Source organism: Phenylobacterium deserti (assembly GCF_003254705.1).
Classification (GTDB): domain Bacteria; phylum Pseudomonadota; class Alphaproteobacteria; order Caulobacterales; family Caulobacteraceae; genus Phenylobacterium; species Phenylobacterium deserti.
The window spans coordinates 75,904-91,715 of record NZ_QFYR01000005.1; the positions used below are offsets into that span (position 1 = coordinate 75,904).

15 protein-coding genes are annotated in these 15,812 nt (G+C 66.9%); 7 read left to right on the forward strand and 8 right to left on the reverse strand.

What is annotated here, in order from left to right; genetic code table 11:
• Positions 1-59: 59 nt before the first annotated feature.
• The 3 genes from DJ018_RS17045 (at position 60) to DJ018_RS17055 (ending at position 3,912) form a co-directional block, all read left to right on the forward strand.
• Positions 60-398: a P-II family nitrogen regulator gene (locus DJ018_RS17045; protein WP_111516188.1), complete on the forward strand. Its 339-nt coding sequence runs from the start codon at positions 60-62 to the stop codon at positions 396-398.
• A 38-nt stretch (positions 399-436) separates the two neighbouring features.
• Positions 437-1,846, forward strand: a complete 1,410-nt coding sequence (gene glnA / locus DJ018_RS17050; RefSeq protein WP_111516189.1) for a type I glutamate--ammonia ligase — start codon at positions 437-439, stop codon at positions 1,844-1,846.
• 134 nt (positions 1,847-1,980) lie between these two features.
• Positions 1,981-3,912, forward strand: coding sequence for a M61 family metallopeptidase (locus tag DJ018_RS17055; RefSeq protein ID WP_111516394.1), 1,932 nt, complete (start codon positions 1,981-1,983; stop codon positions 3,910-3,912).
• A gap of 86 nt (positions 3,913-3,998) precedes the next feature.
• On the opposite strand, the gene DJ018_RS17060 is transcribed toward DJ018_RS17055, so the two are convergent.
• A complete protein-coding gene (locus DJ018_RS17060) occupies positions 3,999-4,226 on the reverse strand; it encodes a hypothetical protein (RefSeq protein ID WP_111516190.1) in 228 nt (75 codons plus the stop codon).
• 205 nt (positions 4,227-4,431) lie between these two features.
• Here DJ018_RS17060 and parE point away from each other — a divergent pair, with 205 nt between their 5' ends.
• From parE to DJ018_RS17080, 4 genes are all read left to right on the forward strand, one after another.
• Positions 4,432-6,489 carry a DNA topoisomerase IV subunit B gene (parE, locus tag DJ018_RS17065; RefSeq protein WP_111516191.1) on the forward strand — a complete coding sequence of 686 codons (2,058 nt, stop codon included), beginning with the start codon at positions 4,432-4,434 and terminating at the stop codon, positions 6,487-6,489.
• A 69-nt stretch (positions 6,490-6,558) separates the two neighbouring features.
• Positions 6,559-6,993 carry a hypothetical protein gene (locus DJ018_RS17070; protein WP_111516192.1) on the forward strand — a complete coding sequence of 145 codons (435 nt, stop codon included), beginning with the start codon at positions 6,559-6,561 and terminating at the stop codon, positions 6,991-6,993.
• 400 nt (positions 6,994-7,393) lie between these two features.
• Positions 7,394-9,001, forward strand: a complete 1,608-nt coding sequence (locus DJ018_RS17075; protein WP_111516193.1) for a DEAD/DEAH box helicase — start codon at positions 7,394-7,396, stop codon at positions 8,999-9,001.
• A gap of 107 nt (positions 9,002-9,108) precedes the next feature.
• Positions 9,109-10,170 (forward strand): GGDEF domain-containing protein, encoded by a 1,062-nt coding sequence (locus tag DJ018_RS17080; protein ID WP_111516194.1) that lies wholly within the window; start codon positions 9,109-9,111, stop codon positions 10,168-10,170.
• A 10-nt stretch (positions 10,171-10,180) separates the two neighbouring features.
• On the opposite strand, the gene DJ018_RS17085 is transcribed toward DJ018_RS17080, so the two are convergent.
• Genes DJ018_RS17085 through sufB form a run of 7 tightly spaced genes read right to left on the reverse strand, consistent with a single transcriptional unit; the run spans position 10,181 to position 15,811 of the window.
• On the reverse strand, positions 10,181-10,576 hold the full coding sequence (locus tag DJ018_RS17085) for a HesB/IscA family protein (RefSeq protein ID WP_111516195.1): 396 nt from the start codon (positions 10,574-10,576) through the stop codon (positions 10,181-10,183).
• Positions 10,576-10,947, reverse strand: coding sequence for an SUF system Fe-S cluster assembly protein (locus DJ018_RS17090; RefSeq protein WP_111516395.1), 372 nt, complete (start codon positions 10,945-10,947; stop codon positions 10,576-10,578). The genes DJ018_RS17085 and DJ018_RS17090 overlap by 1 nt, the downstream gene beginning before the upstream one ends.
• A gap of 5 nt (positions 10,948-10,952) precedes the next feature.
• The gene (locus DJ018_RS17095) at positions 10,953-12,167 is read right to left on the reverse strand and encodes a cysteine desulfurase (protein ID WP_111516196.1); all 1,215 of its coding nucleotides are present in this window, start codon (positions 12,165-12,167) and stop codon (positions 10,953-10,955) included.
• Between the two features lie 2 nt (positions 12,168-12,169).
• Positions 12,170-13,192 (reverse strand): Fe-S cluster assembly protein SufD, encoded by a 1,023-nt coding sequence (gene sufD / locus DJ018_RS17100; RefSeq protein ID WP_111516197.1) that lies wholly within the window; start codon positions 13,190-13,192, stop codon positions 12,170-12,172.
• Positions 13,189-13,935, reverse strand: a complete 747-nt coding sequence (gene sufC, locus DJ018_RS17105) for a Fe-S cluster assembly ATPase SufC (RefSeq protein ID WP_111516198.1) — start codon at positions 13,933-13,935, stop codon at positions 13,189-13,191. The genes sufD and sufC overlap by 4 nt, the downstream gene beginning before the upstream one ends.
• A gap of 2 nt (positions 13,936-13,937) precedes the next feature.
• A complete protein-coding gene (locus DJ018_RS17110) occupies positions 13,938-14,345 on the reverse strand; it encodes a hypothetical protein (RefSeq protein WP_111516199.1) in 408 nt (135 codons plus the stop codon).
• Positions 14,342-15,811, reverse strand: coding sequence for a Fe-S cluster assembly protein SufB (gene sufB / locus DJ018_RS17115; RefSeq protein ID WP_111516200.1), 1,470 nt, complete (start codon positions 15,809-15,811; stop codon positions 14,342-14,344). The genes DJ018_RS17110 and sufB overlap by 4 nt, the downstream gene beginning before the upstream one ends.
• Position 15,812: the final 1 nt, after the last annotated feature.

Genomic DNA, 15,812 nt, shown 5'->3' on the forward strand with positions numbered 1-15,812 from the left:
CCCCCGTGCTCCGTCCCGCGCAATCACCGGGCGTCAAAAGGCGAGCACCCAGCCGGGCCATGAAAAAGATCGAAGCCGTCATCAAGCCGTTCAAACTCGACGAAGTGAAGGAGGCCCTGCAGGAGCTGGGCGTCCAGGGCATGACGGTGATCGAGGCCAAGGGCTACGGACGCCAAAAGGGCCAGACCGAGCTTTACCGCGGCGCCGAGTACGTCGTGGATTTCCTGCCGAAGATAAAGGTCGAGGTGGTCGTCGCCGACGACCAGCTGGATCGCGCCCTTGAGGCGATCGCCGGGGCCGCCCGCACGGGCCGCATCGGCGACGGCAAGATCTTCGTCTCCGACGTCATCGACGTCGTGCGCATCCGGACCGGCGAGACCGGCCCGGCCGCCGTCTAGCCTTCCACCCATCGAGAGCGAGTTTAAGGGGAAAATACATGGCCACCGCAGCCGACATCCTGACGATGATCAAGGAAAAGGACGTCAAGTACGTCGACGTCCGCTTCACCGACGTTCGCGGCAAGATGCAGCACGTCACCTTCGACATCGATCTCGTCGACGAGGAATTCCTCACCGACGGCACCATGTTCGACGGCTCCTCGATCTCCGGCTGGAAGGCGATCAACGAGTCCGACATGAAGCTGCGTCCGGACCTGACCAGCGCCATCATCGACCCGTTCTACCAGCAGACCACGCTGGCGCTGTTCTGCGACGTGCTGAACCCCGACACCAACACCCCCTACAACCGCGACCCGCGGTCGATCGCCAAGGCGGCGCTCGCCTACACCAAGTCGGCCGGCGTCGGCGACACCGTGTACTTCGGTCCGGAAGCCGAGTTCTTCATCTTCGACGACGTGCGCTGGAACACCGCCCCGCACGACACCGGCTACTCCTATGACTCGGTCGAGCTGCCGACCAACTCGAGCAAGGCCTATCCGGAAGGCAACATGGGCCACCGTCCGGGTCCGAAGGGCGGCTACTTCCCGGTGAACCCGATCGACTCCGGCCAGGACCTGCGCGGCGAGATGCTGGCGGTCATGGGCGAGCTCGGCATGAAGCCGGAAAAGCACCACCACGAAGTGGCGCCGGCCCAGCACGAACTTGGCCTCAAGTTCGACGAGCTGATCACCATGGCCGACCGGATGCAGCTCTATAAGTACGTGATCCACAACGTGGCCCACGCCTACGGCAAGACGGCCACCTTCATGGCCAAGCCGATGTTCGCCGACAACGGCTCGGGCATGCACGTGCACCAGTCGATCTGGAAGGACGGCAAGCCGCTGTTCGCCGGCGACAAGTACGCCGGCCTGTCCGACATGTGCCTGTGGTACATCGGCGGCATCATCAAGCACGCGAAGGCCATCAACGCCTTCTCGAACTCCACCACCAACTCCTACAAGCGCCTGGTGCCGGGCTACGAAGCCCCGGTGAAGCTGGCGTACTCGTCGCGCAACCGCTCGGCGTCGATCCGCATCCCGCACGTCGACAGCCCCAAGGCCAAGCGCATCGAAGCCCGCTTCCCCGACCCGATGGGCAACCCGTACCTGACGTTCGTGGCCCTGCTGATGGCCGGCCTCGACGGGATCGAGAACAAGATCGATCCGGGCCCGGCCGCCGACAAGAACCTCTATGACCTGCCCCCGCGCGAGCAGAAGAAGATCCCGGAAGTCTGCGGCAGCCTGCGCGAAGCGCTTGAGAGCCTCGACAAGGACCGGGCCTTCCTCAAGAAGGGCGGCGTCATGGACGACGACTTCATCGACTCCTACATCGAGCTGAAGATGGAAGAAGTGATGCGCCTCCAGCTCCACCCGCACCCGGTGGAGTTCGACATGTACTTCAAGTGCTAGTCCAAGGCGCTTGATGCAAAGAATGAGGGCCGCGGAGCAATCCGCGGCCCTTTTTCTTCGGCGAACGCTGGTCGGGTTTGCGGAGTTTCCGCGTCCGCCTCTACAACTTGACCAATTCTGTTCTGCGAGAGGTCATCTTGAAACGCACGCTCCTCGCCTTCGCCTCGCTTCTGGCGATCGCCGGTTCGGCCGCGGCCCAGTCCGCCAACACCGCCCAGCCCACGCCGCTGCCGCAGCCCACGCCGGCCGCGCAGGACGTCGCCTTCCCGGGCGTGATCAAGCTGGAGGTCGACGCCACCGACCTCGACCGGCGCATCTTCCGCATCAAGGAGACCATCCCGGTCGCTCAGGCGGGCGAGCTGGTGCTGCGTTATCCCGAATGGCTGCCGGGCCATCACGCCCCACGCGGGCCGATCGACAAGGTCGCCGGCCTGGTGATCCGCGCCAACGGCCAGGTCGTGCCCTGGGTGCGCGATCCGGTGGACGTCTACGCCTTCCGCGTGAACGTCCCGCAAGGCGCGAGCCAGCTGGACGTAGAGTTCCAGTTTCTGTCCGCCACCGCCCCGAACCAGGGCCGCGTGGTGATGACCCCCGAGATGCTGAACCTGCAGTGGGTCTCGGTGGCGCTCTATCCGGCCGGCTACTACACGCGCCGGATCATGGTGGACCCGTCCGTGCGCCTGCCCCAGGGCTGGAACTACGGCGTGGCGCTGGAGACCAACGCGTTCGAGGGCGGCCTGGCCACCTTCAAGCGCGTCGACTTCGAGACCCTGATGGACTCGCCGATGTTCGCGGGCCGCTACTACAAGCAGTTCCAGCTGGATCCGCCGGGCGCCGCAAATCCGGTTCGCCTGAACGTGGTGGCCGACAGCGCCGAGGAGCTCGAGGCCAAGGACGAACACATCGAGGCGCACAAGAACCTGGTGCGCCAGGCCGACCGCCTGTTCGGCGCGCGGCACTACAAGCACTACGACTTCCTGCTGGCCATCACGGAGCGGATGGGCGGCATCGGGCTCGAGCATCACCAGTCCAGCGAGAACGGCGTCGGGGAAGGCTATTTCACCGACTGGAAGAAGGCCGTGCTCGATCGCGACCTGCTGCCCCACGAGTACACCCACTCCTGGGACGGCAAGTACCGGCGCGGGGCGGACCTCTACACCCCCGACTACGACATGCCGATGCGCAACTCCCTGCTGTGGGTCTACGAGGGCCAGACGCAGTACTGGGGTTATGTGCTGGGCGCCCGCTCAGGGATGCTGAGCAAGGACGAGACGATGCAGGCACTGGCCGCGACGGCCGCGACCTACGAGAACCGCATCGGCCGCAACTGGCGCCCCATGGTGGACACCACCAACGATCCGATCATGTCCGCCCGCCGGCCGCAGCCGTGGAGCAGCTGGCAGAGGGCCGAAGACTACTACTCCGAAGGGCAGCTGATCTGGCTGGACGCCGACACCCTGATCCGCGAACGATCGAGCGGAAAGCGCAGCCTGGACGACTTCGCCCGCGCCTTCTTCGGCGGGCCGAGCGGCGATCCGGTGGTGAAGACCTACACCTACGAGGACGTGGTCCGGACGCTGAACGAGGTGCAGCCCTACGACTGGGACACCTTCCTGCGCACGCGGGTCAGCGATGTGGCGGTGAAGCCGCCTCTCGACGGCTTGGCGCGGGGCGGCTGGAAGCTGGCCTATACGGAAACGCCGACCGACTACTGGAAGTCGCTGGAGGCCTCGGCCAAGAACACCAACCTGACCTACTCGCTGGGTGCGGTGGTGAACAACGAGGGCGACGTGACCAGCGTCCAGTGGGACCGCCCTGCGTTCAACGCCGGCGTCGCCGTGGGCGTCAAGGTGCTGGCCGTGAACGGTTTCGCCTACAGCGGCGAGCGCCTGAGGAAGGCGGTCACCGAGGCCAAGGCCGGTAAGCCGATCCAGATGGTGCTGAAGAGCGGCGACCACATCCGCACGGTGTCGATCGACTACCGCGGCGGACATCGCTATCCGCGGCTGGAACGCATCGCCGGCACGCCGGACCGGCTGTCGCAGATCTACGCGGCCAAGAAGTAGAACGACGGAAAGGCGGCTCGCTTCAGGCGGGCCGCCAACCATTCAGCGCTGATGTCGCGAAGCAAGCCGCGTCGGCGCTCGCAAGATCAATTCCGCTGGGCGATCCACCAGTAGATCGCGAAGGCCATGCTGGCCGGGGCGAGATAGGCCGAGGCGACGAGCCAGGGCGAGACCGGGTCCGGCAGAGCCGCCGAAATCATCGATCCCGCGCCAACCACCGCGAAGATCGCCGCAGCGAACCCGACAATCGCCACGAGCTCTCTAGGGACGTGGCGCGCACGCGCCGGCTTTCCCTGCACAAGGGTGTTCCGCATCCTACGTTCTCCCGCTCGCGCCCGCGTCATTCTCGTCCCCCTGAAGGGGATCGCGCGCCGGCGTCGATAAGAGAAATGTGCCGCAATTCCTGAAACTTGCAAGCGGCGCCTCGGAAACGGTTAACAGTTCCTGTCGCTGGGTCGCATTGCGTTCACGCCCTGCCCGATTCATACCCGCCTAGAATCGCGACACCTTCCAAAAGACATGTCCAGCAAAGCCACCGCCCAAGCGTCCCTGTTCGACCAGGCCCTGAACCCCGCGCCCGCCGCGCCCTTGGCCGAGAGCCACGAGCCGCGCCCGGATCCGGAGGTGATCGGCCTGAAGCCGGTCGGCGGCTATTCGGCCAAGGACATCGAGGTCCTCGAGGGCCTGGAGCCGGTGCGCAAGCGCCCAGGGATGTACATCGGCGGCACGGACGAGCGGGCGCTGCACCACCTGTTTGCCGAAGTGCTCGACAACTCGATGGACGAGGCTGTGGCCGGCCACGCCAAGATGATCGAGGTCAGCCTCGGCGCGGACGGCTCGCTGACCGTGCGCGACGACGGCCGCGGCATTCCCGTGGACCCACACCCGAAGCACCCGGGCAAGTCGGCGCTGGAAGTCATCATGACCGTCCTGCACTCGGGCGGTAAGTTCTCGGGCAAGGCTTACGAGACCTCCGGCGGCCTTCACGGCGTCGGCGTGTCGGTGGTGAACGCCCTGTCCGAACACGTCGAAGTCAACGTCTGGAAGGACGGCTTCGAATGGCGCCAGTCGTTCAGCCGCGGCAAGCCGCTGGGCTCCATCGAGAAGATCGGCCCGACCCGCAAGAAGGGCACGGCGATTACCTTCAAGCCGGACGAGCTGATCTTCGGGGAAGGCGCCAACTTCAAGCCGGCGCGGCTCTACCGGATGGCGCGCTCGAAAGCCTACCTGTTCGGCGGCGTCGAGATCCGCTGGAAGTGCGATCCGTCCCGCATCCAGGATCAGACGCCGGCCGAGGCGGTGTTCCGCTTCCCCAACGGCCTGGCCGACTTCCTGGCCGAGCGCATCAAGGGGCTGGAGACCGTCACGCCCGAGCCGTTCACCGGCCGGTACGAGCGCCCGGGCGAAGCCGGCAAGGTCGAGTGGGCGATCGCTTGGACCCCGGCCGGCTTCGGTGAAGCCGACAGCTTCATGCAGTCGTACTGCAACACCGTGCCGACCCCGGAGGGCGGCACGCATGAGAGCGGACTGCGTGCGGCGCTGACCCGCGGCCTCAAGCAGTACGCCGAACTGATCGGGGAGAAGCGCGGCGGTATCCTCACGGCCGACGACGTGGTCGCCCAGGCCGGCGCCCTGATCAGCGTCTTCATTCGCGATCCGGAATTCCAGGGGCAGACCAAGGAAAAGCTCTCCACCCAAGAGGCCGCTCGTCTGGTGGAAAAGGCGCTGGCGGACCCGTTCGACCACTGGCTGACAGCCCAGCCCAAGGCGGCCAACGCCCTTCTGCAGTTCGTCATCGAGCGCGCCGAAGAGCGGCTGAAGCGGCGCAAGGACAAGGAAGTCCAGCGCGCCAGCGCCACCCGCAAGCTGCGGCTTCCGGGCAAGCTTGCCGACTGCGCGGGCAACGCCGTGGACGGCGCCGAGCTGTTCATCGTCGAAGGCGACTCGGCGGGCGGCTCGGCCAAGCAGGCGCGCAACCGCAAGACCCAGGCGATCCTGCCTCTGCGCGGCAAGATCTTGAACGTGGCGTCCGCGTCCACCGACAAGTTCGGCGGCAACAAGGAACTGGCCGACCTGATGCTGGCGCTGGGCGTCCAGGGCGGGTCGAAGTTCAAGGAAGAAGAGCTCCGCTACGAGCGGATCATCATCATGACGGACGCCGACGTCGACGGCGCCCACATCGCGAGCCTGCTGATCACCTTCTTCTACCGGACCATGCCGGACATGATCCGGGCGGGGCGCCTGTACCTGGCCCTGCCGCCGCTCTACCGGCTGAGCCACAATGGCAAGGTGGTCTACGCTCGCGACGACGCCCACCGCGACGAGCTGATGGCCAGCGAGTTCAAGGGCAAGAAGCCCGAGATCAGCCGCTTCAAGGGCTTGGGCGAGATGATGCCGGCGCAGTTGAAGGAGACCACCATGGATCCGTCCAAGCGGATCCTGGCGCGGGTCACCCTGCCCCGTTCGGAAGAAGCCGTGGCGGACCTGGTCGAGGCGCTGATGGGCCGCAAACCCGAGCTGCGCTTCCGCTTCATCCAGGAAAACGCCGAGTTCGCCGCCGCCGATCTCGACATCTAGGCTTCGCAAGGCGGCCGGAACACGGCGAAGCCGGCGCACGTTTGCTCCGCGACAGACGGAGAGCGCCGAATGGCGAAGAAGAGCAAGAAGCACGCCCTGCCCAAGCGCATCGCCGGGATCAAGATCCCCAAGGCGGTGCGCAAGGCGCCGATCGGCGAACTGCTGGCCTCCAAGGCCGGTCAGGCGCTGATCGCCGAGGCGGTGATGGCGGTCGGCGCCGTGGCGGGCGGCAAGAGCGCCAGCAACCCGAAGGTGCGCCGCGCGGCGGACAAGACCGCCCGAGGCGTCAAGGACGTGGGCGCCGGAGCCGGAGCCGCCGGCGGCGTGCTGGCCTATGCGCTGGGTGAGGCGGCCCGCTCCTTTGTGGACGCCCTTCGCGAGGGCCGTGACCATGGCGAGCCTGCCCCGCAGCGGGAGCCCGACTGGACCGCGTCTTCCCTGTCGGCGGACGAGCCGCGCGCCTCAAAAAAAAAGCCGATCTCCTACGAGGCGGGCCCGGTCTGAGCCCGCCGTCCCAGCCGACCGCGATCCAGGCCATGCCGATCCGCTGGGAAAGCGCTCCTGGCCCTCAGCCCACCTTTGCTGGTAAGCTGGCTGCGTTCGGCACACGCGGGCTCGTGAAAATGGCTCAGTGGCGAGGCCGTCGGGAAGCTCAGCGCGAGCTTCAGCGACCGGGCTCGACGCCTGTGTTCAGAGGGCTCATCCAGATCAATCTGATCCGGCCGGGCTGATCATCACGCCGCAACCTACGCGGCGTCTTGAACCCCTGTTACGCGGTGCGCGTTGACTTAACGTCTGCTGCCCGTATCTTCCGCGCGCGCGGCGATCTCCGTCCGCGCCGCCGCGGTACGCCAGCCTTTCTTCCTGAGAGGGATCCGGCGGGCCACCGCTCTTATCGTAACTGATGACCGAATTTTCTGAACTGGGCCTCTCGCCTGCGATCCTGCAGGCCGTCGCCGACACCGGCTACACTACCGCAACCCCGATCCAGGCACAGGCGATCCCTGTGGCCTTGCAGGGGCGCGACGTGCTGGGCATCGCCCAGACCGGCACCGGCAAGACCGCCGCTTTCACCCTGCCGATGATCGACCGGCTGGCCGCCGGACGCGCCAAGGCGCGCATGCCGCGGGCGCTGGTGCTGGCCCCCACGCGCGAACTGGCCGACCAGGTCTCCGCCTCCTTCGAGAAGTACGCCAAGGGCCAGAAGCTGTCCTGGGCCCTGCTGATCGGCGGCGTCTCGTTCTCCGACCAGGAACAGAAGCTCGATCGTGGCGTCGACGTGCTGATCGCCACGCCCGGCCGCCTGCTCGACCACTTCGAGCGCGGCAAGCTGCTGATGACGGGCGTCCAGCTGATGGTCGTCGACGAAGCCGACCGCATGCTCGACATGGGCTTCATCCCGGACATCGAGCGCATCTTCAAACTGACGCCGCCCAAGCGGCAGACGCTGTTCTTCTCGGCCACCATGCCGCCGGAGATCACCCGTCTCACCAAGCAGTTCCTGAACGATCCCCTGCGGATCGAGGTGAGCCGGCCGGCGACCACCGCCGACACCATCACTCAGTACCTTTGCCGCCTGCCGACCTCCGATCCGAAGGCCAAGCGCACCGCGCTGCGGGCCTTGATCGAGCGCAGCGACGTCAACAACGGCATCGTGTTCTGCAACCGCAAATCGGAAGTGGATATCGTCGCCAAGTCCTTGAAGAAGCATGGCTTCGACGCCGGCGCGATCCACGGAGACTTGGACCAGCAGACCCGCATGCGGACGCTGGAAGCGTTCCGCAGCGGCGACCTGAAGCTGCTGGTGGCGTCCGACGTGGCGGCCCGCGGCCTGGACATCCCGGCCGTCAGCCACGTCTTCAACTTCGACGTGCCGCACCATGCCGACGACTATGTGCACCGGATCGGCCGCACCGGCCGGGCTGGGCGCACCGGCGAAGCGTTCATGATTGTGACGCCGAACGACAGCAAGAACCTGGACAAGGTGCTGAAGCTGATCGGCAAGACTCCGGAAGAGGTCACGCTCGACATCGACTTCGCCAGCATCAAGGACGAGCCGCGCCGTTCGCGCGGGGATCGCCCTGAGCGCGGGCGTGGCCGTGGTGAACGCGGTGAACGTTCGGGTCGCGACCGTCGACCGCGCGAGGAAGCTCCCGCCGAGGCCGCCATCGAAGCGCCCGAGGTCGAAGAGGCGGTTGTCGCCGAGGCGAAGCCGTCTCGCAGCCGCCGACGCTCTGAAGCTCCTGCTGCCGAGGCTCCGGCTCCGGCCCCCGTCGCTGCCCAACCCGAGCGCCGCGAGCGCGAGGAACGGCGGGACGATCGCCACGATCGAGACCGCAGCCGTGACCGCCCCGAGCATCGCGGCCGTGAGGAGCACCGCGGCCGCGATCGCGACCGTGATCGCGATCGCCGGGGTCGGGACAACGATGGTGATCGAGTGGTGGTCGGGTTCGGGAACGACATCCCGGCCTTCCTCATGCGCGCTCCGCCGGTTCGGTCCACAGACAGCTAAGCCGGTAATCCTGCCCTTTAACCCGACGTTTGGGCTCCTGCTCTAGCTTTGGTCCGAACGCGTCGCCCGCCTGTGAGAACGGACGGGCGTTGTTTGGGAAGAGGACCATGCCGGCCGACGTCGAACTGCTGCTTCGCGGCCCCCGGGCCTATGCCCTGGCGCGCAAGGCGCTGGAGGCGATGGAGGCGCACAAGGTCTGGCCGACGCCGGCGAATTTCGAGCTGTGGCTGCACTTCGTGGCGGCCAAGGACAGCCCGCTCGGCATCGAGATCGCCCAGCTGATCGCATCCGGCGTCGCCTTCACCGACGAGGTGGGCGAAGCCTTGGCGGCGCAGCATCTGCCGAAGGCCAAGCTGAACGGCGAGATCCTGGACGCGGGCGAGACCTTGTCCAAGGAACTGGCGTCGGTCTCTCGCGCGATCGAGTCCGCCCGCGAGACCAACGAAGCCTATGGCGAGCAACTGGCCAGCGCCTCGAAGTCGCTGGAGGTGGAGGACGCCACGGCGATCCGGGCCATGGTGCAGCAACTGACCACCGCCACCCAGAAGGTCACCAGCCAGAACCGAACGCTGGAAACCCAGCTGGCGGATACGACGGCGGAAGTCGACCGGCTGAAGGAGCACCTGGAGCAGGTGCGCCGCGACGCCATGACCGACGGCCTGACCAATCTGGCCAACCGCAAGGCGTTCGACGAGGCGCTGGACAAGGCCTGCCGGGCCGCCGAGGCGCAGGGTGCGCCGCTGGCGCTCGCAGTCATCGATATCGACCACTTCAAGAGCTTCAACGACACCTGGGGCCACCAGACGGGCGATCAGGTGATCCGCTATGTGGCCAGCGTCATCGGCCGGGCGGGTGCAGCCCCCCGCATTGCCGCACGCTATGGCGGTGAAGAGTTCGCGCTGGTCTTCCCGGGTGAGAGCGCCCGAGCCGCCCTGTCGATATTGGAGCTGATCCGCGAGGAGGTCTCCTCGCGCGTGCTGAAGCGTCGCTCCACCAACGAGGACCTCGGCGCGGTGACCATCTCGGCAGGCCTCGCTGAACGGCGAGCCGGCGAAAGCGTCGCGAGCCTGATCGAGCGGGCTGACGGCGCCCTTTACGCTTCCAAGCGCGGCGGCCGCAACCGCACTTCTGCGGCGGATCCGATCACACCCAGCGAAGCTGCGGCCTAGCCGCCGCGGCTTAGTCCAGCTCGGCCGGCTTGATGGTGACGCTCTCACCGCAGCCGCAGGCGTCCGTCTCGTTGGGATTGCGGAAGACGAACTTCGCCGAAAGCTTGCTGACTTCGTAGTCGATCTCGGTGCCGATCAGGAACAGCACAGCCTTGGGCTCCACCAGGATGGTGACGCCCTTGTCCTCGACCACTTCGTCCAGCGGATCGGCCGTTTCGGCGTACTGCAGGACGTACTCCTGTCCCGCGCAGCCGCCGTTCTTCACCCCGACGCGCAGGCCCATGTAGGGCCTGTCGGCCTTGGCCATGATCTCGCGGACGCGCTCGGCGGCGCGCTCAGTAAGCGAGACCACCTTCGGCCGAGGCCGGCGGGCGCGTGGTTGCGGGGTGACGGACAGCTCGCTCATCAGAACATGTTCAGTTGCAGCTTGGCTTCGTCCGACATGCGGGACGGGTCCCACGGCGGATCGAACACCAGCTCGACTTTGCAGGAACGCAGGCCGGGGATCTCCATGATCGCATCCTCCACCCAGCCCGGCATCTCGCCGGCGACGGGGCAGCCTGGGGCGGTCAGGGTCATGTCGATGACCACGTCCTTATCGTCCGAGACGTCGACCTTGTAGATGAGGCCGAGCTCGTAGATGTCGACCGGGATCTCCGGGTCGAAAACGGTCTTCAGCTTCTCGACCAGTTGGTCGGTAAGCTGGTCGAGCTCGACCTGCGACAGCGGCGCGGCGGCCGTGGTCGTGGCGGGTTCGAGGGGCGCGGCGTCATCCATGGGCATTACGCGAAGAAAGCCTGTGTCTTGAGGAGGGCGTCCACGAACGCGTCCGCCTCCTCCTGGGTGTTATATAGGGCGAAGGAAGCCCGAGCGCTCGAAGTCACGCCGAAACGGCGCATCAGCGGCTCGGCGCAGTGGGTGCCGGCGCGCACCGCCACGCCGTAGCGGTCGAGGATCTGGGCGACATCATGGGCGTGAGCGCCTTCGACGGTGAACGACAGGATGGCGCCCTTGTCCGGAGCGTCGCCGATCACCTTCAGCCAGTTGGCGCCGTTCAGCCGCTCGCGGACGTGACGGTAGAGCTCCGCCTCGTGATGAGCGATCGCATAGCGGTCCTGACCAGCCAGCCAGTCGATGGCGGCGCCCAGCCCGATGACCTCAAGGATCGGCGGCGTGCCGGCTTCGAAGCGATGCGGCGGGTCGGCATAGCTGATCTCGTCGATGCTGACCGTGCCGATCATCTCGCCGCCGCCTTGATACGGCGGGAGCTTCGCCAGCTGCTCGGCCTTGCCGTAGAGGATGCCGATACCGGTGGGGCCGTAGAGCTTGTGGCCGGAGAAGACGTAGAAGTCGGCGTCGATCGCCTTCACGTCCACGGGCTTGTGGACGATGCCCTGGCAGCCGTCGATCAGCACCACCGCGCCCGCCTCATGCGCCATGCGGGTGATGTCGGTCACCGGATTGATGGTGCCCAGCACGTTGGACATGTGGCTGACCGCCACAACGCGGGTGCGATCGGTCAGCAGGCCCTGATAGGCCTCGAGATCGAGCACGCCCTCATCGGTCACCGGGGCGAACTTGAGGACCACGCCCTTGCGCTCGCGCAGGAAGTGCCACGGGACGATGTTGGCGTGGTGCTCCATTTCGGTGAGCACGATCTCATCGCCCGGCGACAGGCTCATGCCCAGCCCTTGGGCGACCAGGTTCACCGCCTCGGTGCCGCCCTTGGTGTAGACGACTTCTTTCTCGTCGGCGCCGATGAAGTCGGCGACCTTGCGGCGCACGGCCTCGTAAGCATCGGTGGTCTCGTTGGCGAGGGTGTGCAGGCCGCGGTGGACGTTGGCGTAGGAGTTCTCCATCGCCCGCGTCATGGCCTCGATCACCGCCCGCGGCTTCTGAGCCGAAGCGGCGCTGTCGAGGTAGATCAGCGGTTTGCCGTGCACTTGGCGCTGGAGGATCGGGAACTCGGCCCGGGCGGCCTGGACGTCAAACACCATGATCAGCCTCCCAGCTTCGCGGCGAGCCAGGCGCGCGCGACGTCCTGAGCGCCCTCATGGGTGATGCGGTCGACCACTTCGCCCACGAAAGCCTCGATCAGCAGGGCGCGAGCTTCGGCTTCAGGGATGCCGCGCTGGCGCATGTAGAACAGCGCCTCCTCGTCCAGCGCGCCGACCGTGTTGCCGTGGGCGCAGGACACGTCGTCGGCGAAAATCAGCAGCTCGGGCTTGGCGTCCACCTCGGCGCGATCGTCGAGGATCAGAGCGTGGTGGCCCATGCGGGCGTCGGTGCGGTCAGCGCCTTCGGCCACAACGATGCGGCCCTGGAAAACGCCGCGGGATTGGTCCCGGACGACGCCCTTGATCAACTCACTGGTGGTCCCGTCGACAGCGCCGTGCGTGACCTCCGTGGTCAGGTCGCAATGACGCTTGCCGGCCAGGAGGTAGGCGCCGTCCATCCGGACCTCGGCGTGGCCGCCCGGGTGCTTGAGGCGGGTCTCGAGACGCTGGCGGCGGGCGCCGCCAGCCAGCACGGCCTGTCCGAAGCGCGCGCCGGGGGCGAGCTCGACCTGCGCTTCGCTGACGGTGACTGCGTCCTCGGCCTCGTCCGCCAGAACGATGCGCTCGACCTCGGCGCCCGAGCTGATGGTGAAGGTCAGGGAGGTCTGGGCGAGGTAGGCGCCCTCCCCCTCATAGCTTTCCAACAGGGTCAGCTTTGCGCCGGGCGCGACCTGGATGCGGATGGCGGCGGCGTGCGCGCCCTCGCCCTGCGAAACGATGCGCAAGGCCAGCACCTGCTCGCCTTCGATCTGCAGAATAGCCGGTCCCTGGCCGTTGGCGATCAGCTCGCGCCGGCTGGCCAAGGCGTCGAATGGCCCCACGGCCAGCGCGCCGGACGCAAGCGGCGCCGACGGCGCGGGCAGTTGGCGGATCAGGCCGCGCAGGTCCGTCCAGCGCCAGTCCTCGTCCCGGCGGGAGGGCAGCTCGGCGAGGTCGCCGGTGCGGATGGCGGATGCGAGGCTCACGCAGCCCTCGCGTACTTGTCGTAGCCTTCGCGCTCCAGCTCGAGCGCCAGCTCCGGGCCGCCGGAGGCGACAATGCGGCCGCCCGCCAGAACGTGGACCCGGTCCGGTTTGATGTAGTCGAGCAGGCGCTGGTAGTGAGTGATCACCAGCATGGAGCGCTCGGGGGAGCGCAGAGCGTTGACGCCTTCGGACACGATGCGCAGGGCGTCGATGTCAAGGCCGCTGTCCGTCTCGTCGAGGATCAGGAAGCGGGGCTGCAGCATGGCCATCTGCAGGATCTCCATCCGCTTCTTCTCGCCGCCGGAGAAGCCGACGTTGAGCGCCCGCTTCAGCATGTCGAAGTCCATCTTCAGGCTCGTGGCCGCCGAGCGGGCAAGCTTGAGGAATTCCGGCGCGGTGACCTCGGGCTCGCCGCGCGCCTTGCGCTGGGCGTTGAGCGCCGTGCGGATGAAGGTCAGGGCGGGAACGCCCGGAATCTCAAGCGGGTACTGGAACGACAGGAACAGACCGCGGGCGGCGCGCTCGTTCGGATCCAGAGCCAGCAGGTCCTCGCCATCGAGCGTGGCGGACCCCTCGGTGACCTCATAGCCCTCCCGGCCGGTCAGCACGTAGGACAGCGTCGACTTGCCGGCGCCGTTGGGACCCATGATGGCGTGCACTTCGCCCGCGGGGACCTCCAGGGTCAGACCCTTGATGATCTCCTTGTCCTCGACGGCGGCGTGCAGGTTTTCGATCTTCAACATCTTCAGCGGGTCTCGTCGGCGAGGAACTGGGCCATCAGGCGGAGGGCGTCTTCGACGCTCTCGGCCGTCTCTTGTCTGCGGGGCGCGCTGGCGCCTGGGATGGCGGCGCGCTTGTCGGAAAGGGTCACGTTGACCACGCCGGCCTCGAAGTAGGCGGCGATGCGGAACTTGGCGTGATCCAGCGCCACGGTGTAGCGGCGTTGATCGGCGGTGAGCGCGTGCTCCTCGAGGAACTCGACGTCGGCCGAGATCAGCTGGTGCAACGCCGTGGCGCCGGCAAGGTCGGCCTCCTGCTGCTTGCGCTCGGCCTCCTCCTTGCTGCGGCGTTCCAGCTCGCGGCGGGCGTGTTCGATCTCGAACGCTTCCCGAAGCGACAGCGGCTTGGCGCTCTTGCGCGGCTGGGTGGTCATCCCACGCTGCCCTCCAGGCTGATCGCGACCAGCTTCTGGGCTTCCACGGCGAACTCCATGGGCAGCTCCTGAAGCACGTCCTTGACGAAGCCGTTGACCAGCAGCTGCACGGCTTCTTCCTGCGAGAGGCCGCGCTGCATGACGTAGAACAGCTGGTCCTCCGACAGGCGCGTGGTGGTCGCCTCGTGCTCGAACACCGCCTGGCCGTTACGGGCCTCGATGTAGGGCACCGTGTGGGCGGCGCACTGCTTGCCGATCAGCAAGCTGTCGCACTGGGTGAAATTGCGGGCGCCCTTGGCCTTCGGGTGGGCCGAGACGAGGCCGCGGTAGGTGTTTGAACTCTTCCCCGCGCTGATGCCCTTGGAGATGATCCGCGAGCGCGTGTTGCGCCCCAGGTGGATCATCTTGGTGCCGGTGTCGGCCTGCTGCCGACCATTGGTGATGGCGATGGAGTAGAACTCGCCCACGCTCTCGTCCCCGCGCAGGACGCACGAGGGATACTTCCAGGTCACTGACGAGCCGGTCTCGACCTGGGTCCAGGACACCTTCGAGCGGGCCCCGCGGCAGTCGGCGCGCTTGGTGACGAAGTTGTAGATGCCGCCCTTCCCGGTCTCCGGATCGCCCGGGTACCAGTTCTGGACGGTGGAGTACTTGATCTCCGCATCGTCGAGGACGACCAGCTCGACCACGGCGGCGTGGAGCTGGTTCTCATCGCGCATGGGGGCCGTGCAGCCCTCCAGATAGGAGACGTAGGCGCCTGCGTCGGCGATGATCAGCGTGCGCTCGAACTGGCCGGAGTTCTCGGCATTGATGCGGAAATAGGTCGACAGCTCCATCGGGCAGCGCACGCCCGGCGGCACATAGACGAAGCTGCCGTCCGAGAAGACGGCTGCGTTCAGGCAGGCGTAGTAGTTGTCCGAGGTGGGGACGACCGTCCCCAGGTACTTCTTCACCAGCTCGGGATGCTCGCGGATCGCCTCGCTCATGGAGCAGAAGATCACGCCCGCTTCCGCCAGTTCCTTCTTGAAGGTGGTGACCACCGAGACGCTGTCGAACACCGCATCCACGGCGTACTTGGGCGCGCCGGTGACGCCGGCCAGCACTTCCTGCTCGCGCAGCGGGATGCCCAGCTTCTTGTAGGTCTCCAGGATCTCCGGATCGACTTCGTCCAGGCTCTTGGGGCCCTCGCCGGTCTTGGGCGCGGCGTAGTAGTAGCTGTCCTGGTAGTCGATGCGCGGGAAGTTGACCTTGGCCCAGGTGGGCTCTTCCAGCTCGAGCCAGCGGCGATAGGCGTCCAGCCGCCATTCCAGCATCCACTCCGGCTCGTCCTTTTTGGCCGAGATGAAGCGGACGATGTCCTCGTTCAGGCCCTTGGGCGCGAACTCCTGGGCGACCTCGGTGACGAAGCCGTGCTTGTACTTCTCGAGGCTCTCGACGTGTTCGACGGTCTGCTTGACGGCGGGCATT

What these genes read in the sequence shown, in the direction of transcription:
- DJ018_RS17060 (WP_111516190.1), bottom strand. Translation starts at nt 4,226, where the DNA reads ATGCGGAACACCCTTGTGCAGGGAAAGCCGGCGCGTGCGCGCCACGTC.
- parE (WP_111516191.1), top strand. Translation starts at nt 4,432, where the DNA reads ATGTCCAGCAAAGCCACCGCCCAAGCGTCCCTGTTCGACCAGGCCCTG.
- DJ018_RS17070 (WP_111516192.1), top strand. Translation starts at nt 6,559, where the DNA reads ATGGCGAAGAAGAGCAAGAAGCACGCCCTGCCCAAGCGCATCGCCGGG.
- DJ018_RS17045 (WP_111516188.1), top strand. Translation starts at nt 60, where the DNA reads ATGAAAAAGATCGAAGCCGTCATCAAGCCGTTCAAACTCGACGAAGTG.
- DJ018_RS17075 (WP_111516193.1), top strand. Translation starts at nt 7,394, where the DNA reads ATGACCGAATTTTCTGAACTGGGCCTCTCGCCTGCGATCCTGCAGGCC.
- DJ018_RS17090 (WP_111516395.1), bottom strand. Translation starts at nt 10,947, where the DNA reads ATGGATGACGCCGCGCCCCTCGAACCCGCCACGACCACGGCCGCCGCG.
- sufC (WP_111516198.1), bottom strand. Translation starts at nt 13,935, where the DNA reads ATGTTGAAGATCGAAAACCTGCACGCCGCCGTCGAGGACAAGGAGATC.
- sufB (WP_111516200.1), bottom strand. Translation starts at nt 15,811, where the DNA reads ATGCCCGCCGTCAAGCAGACCGTCGAACACGTCGAGAGCCTCGAGAAG.
- DJ018_RS17095 (WP_111516196.1), bottom strand. Translation starts at nt 12,167, where the DNA reads ATGGTGTTTGACGTCCAGGCCGCCCGGGCCGAGTTCCCGATCCTCCAG.
- glnA (WP_111516189.1), top strand. Translation starts at nt 437, where the DNA reads ATGGCCACCGCAGCCGACATCCTGACGATGATCAAGGAAAAGGACGTC.
- DJ018_RS17085 (WP_111516195.1), bottom strand. Translation starts at nt 10,576, where the DNA reads ATGAGCGAGCTGTCCGTCACCCCGCAACCACGCGCCCGCCGGCCTCGG.
- DJ018_RS17110 (WP_111516199.1), bottom strand. Translation starts at nt 14,345, where the DNA reads ATGACCACCCAGCCGCGCAAGAGCGCCAAGCCGCTGTCGCTTCGGGAA.
- DJ018_RS17080 (WP_111516194.1), top strand. Translation starts at nt 9,109, where the DNA reads ATGCCGGCCGACGTCGAACTGCTGCTTCGCGGCCCCCGGGCCTATGCC.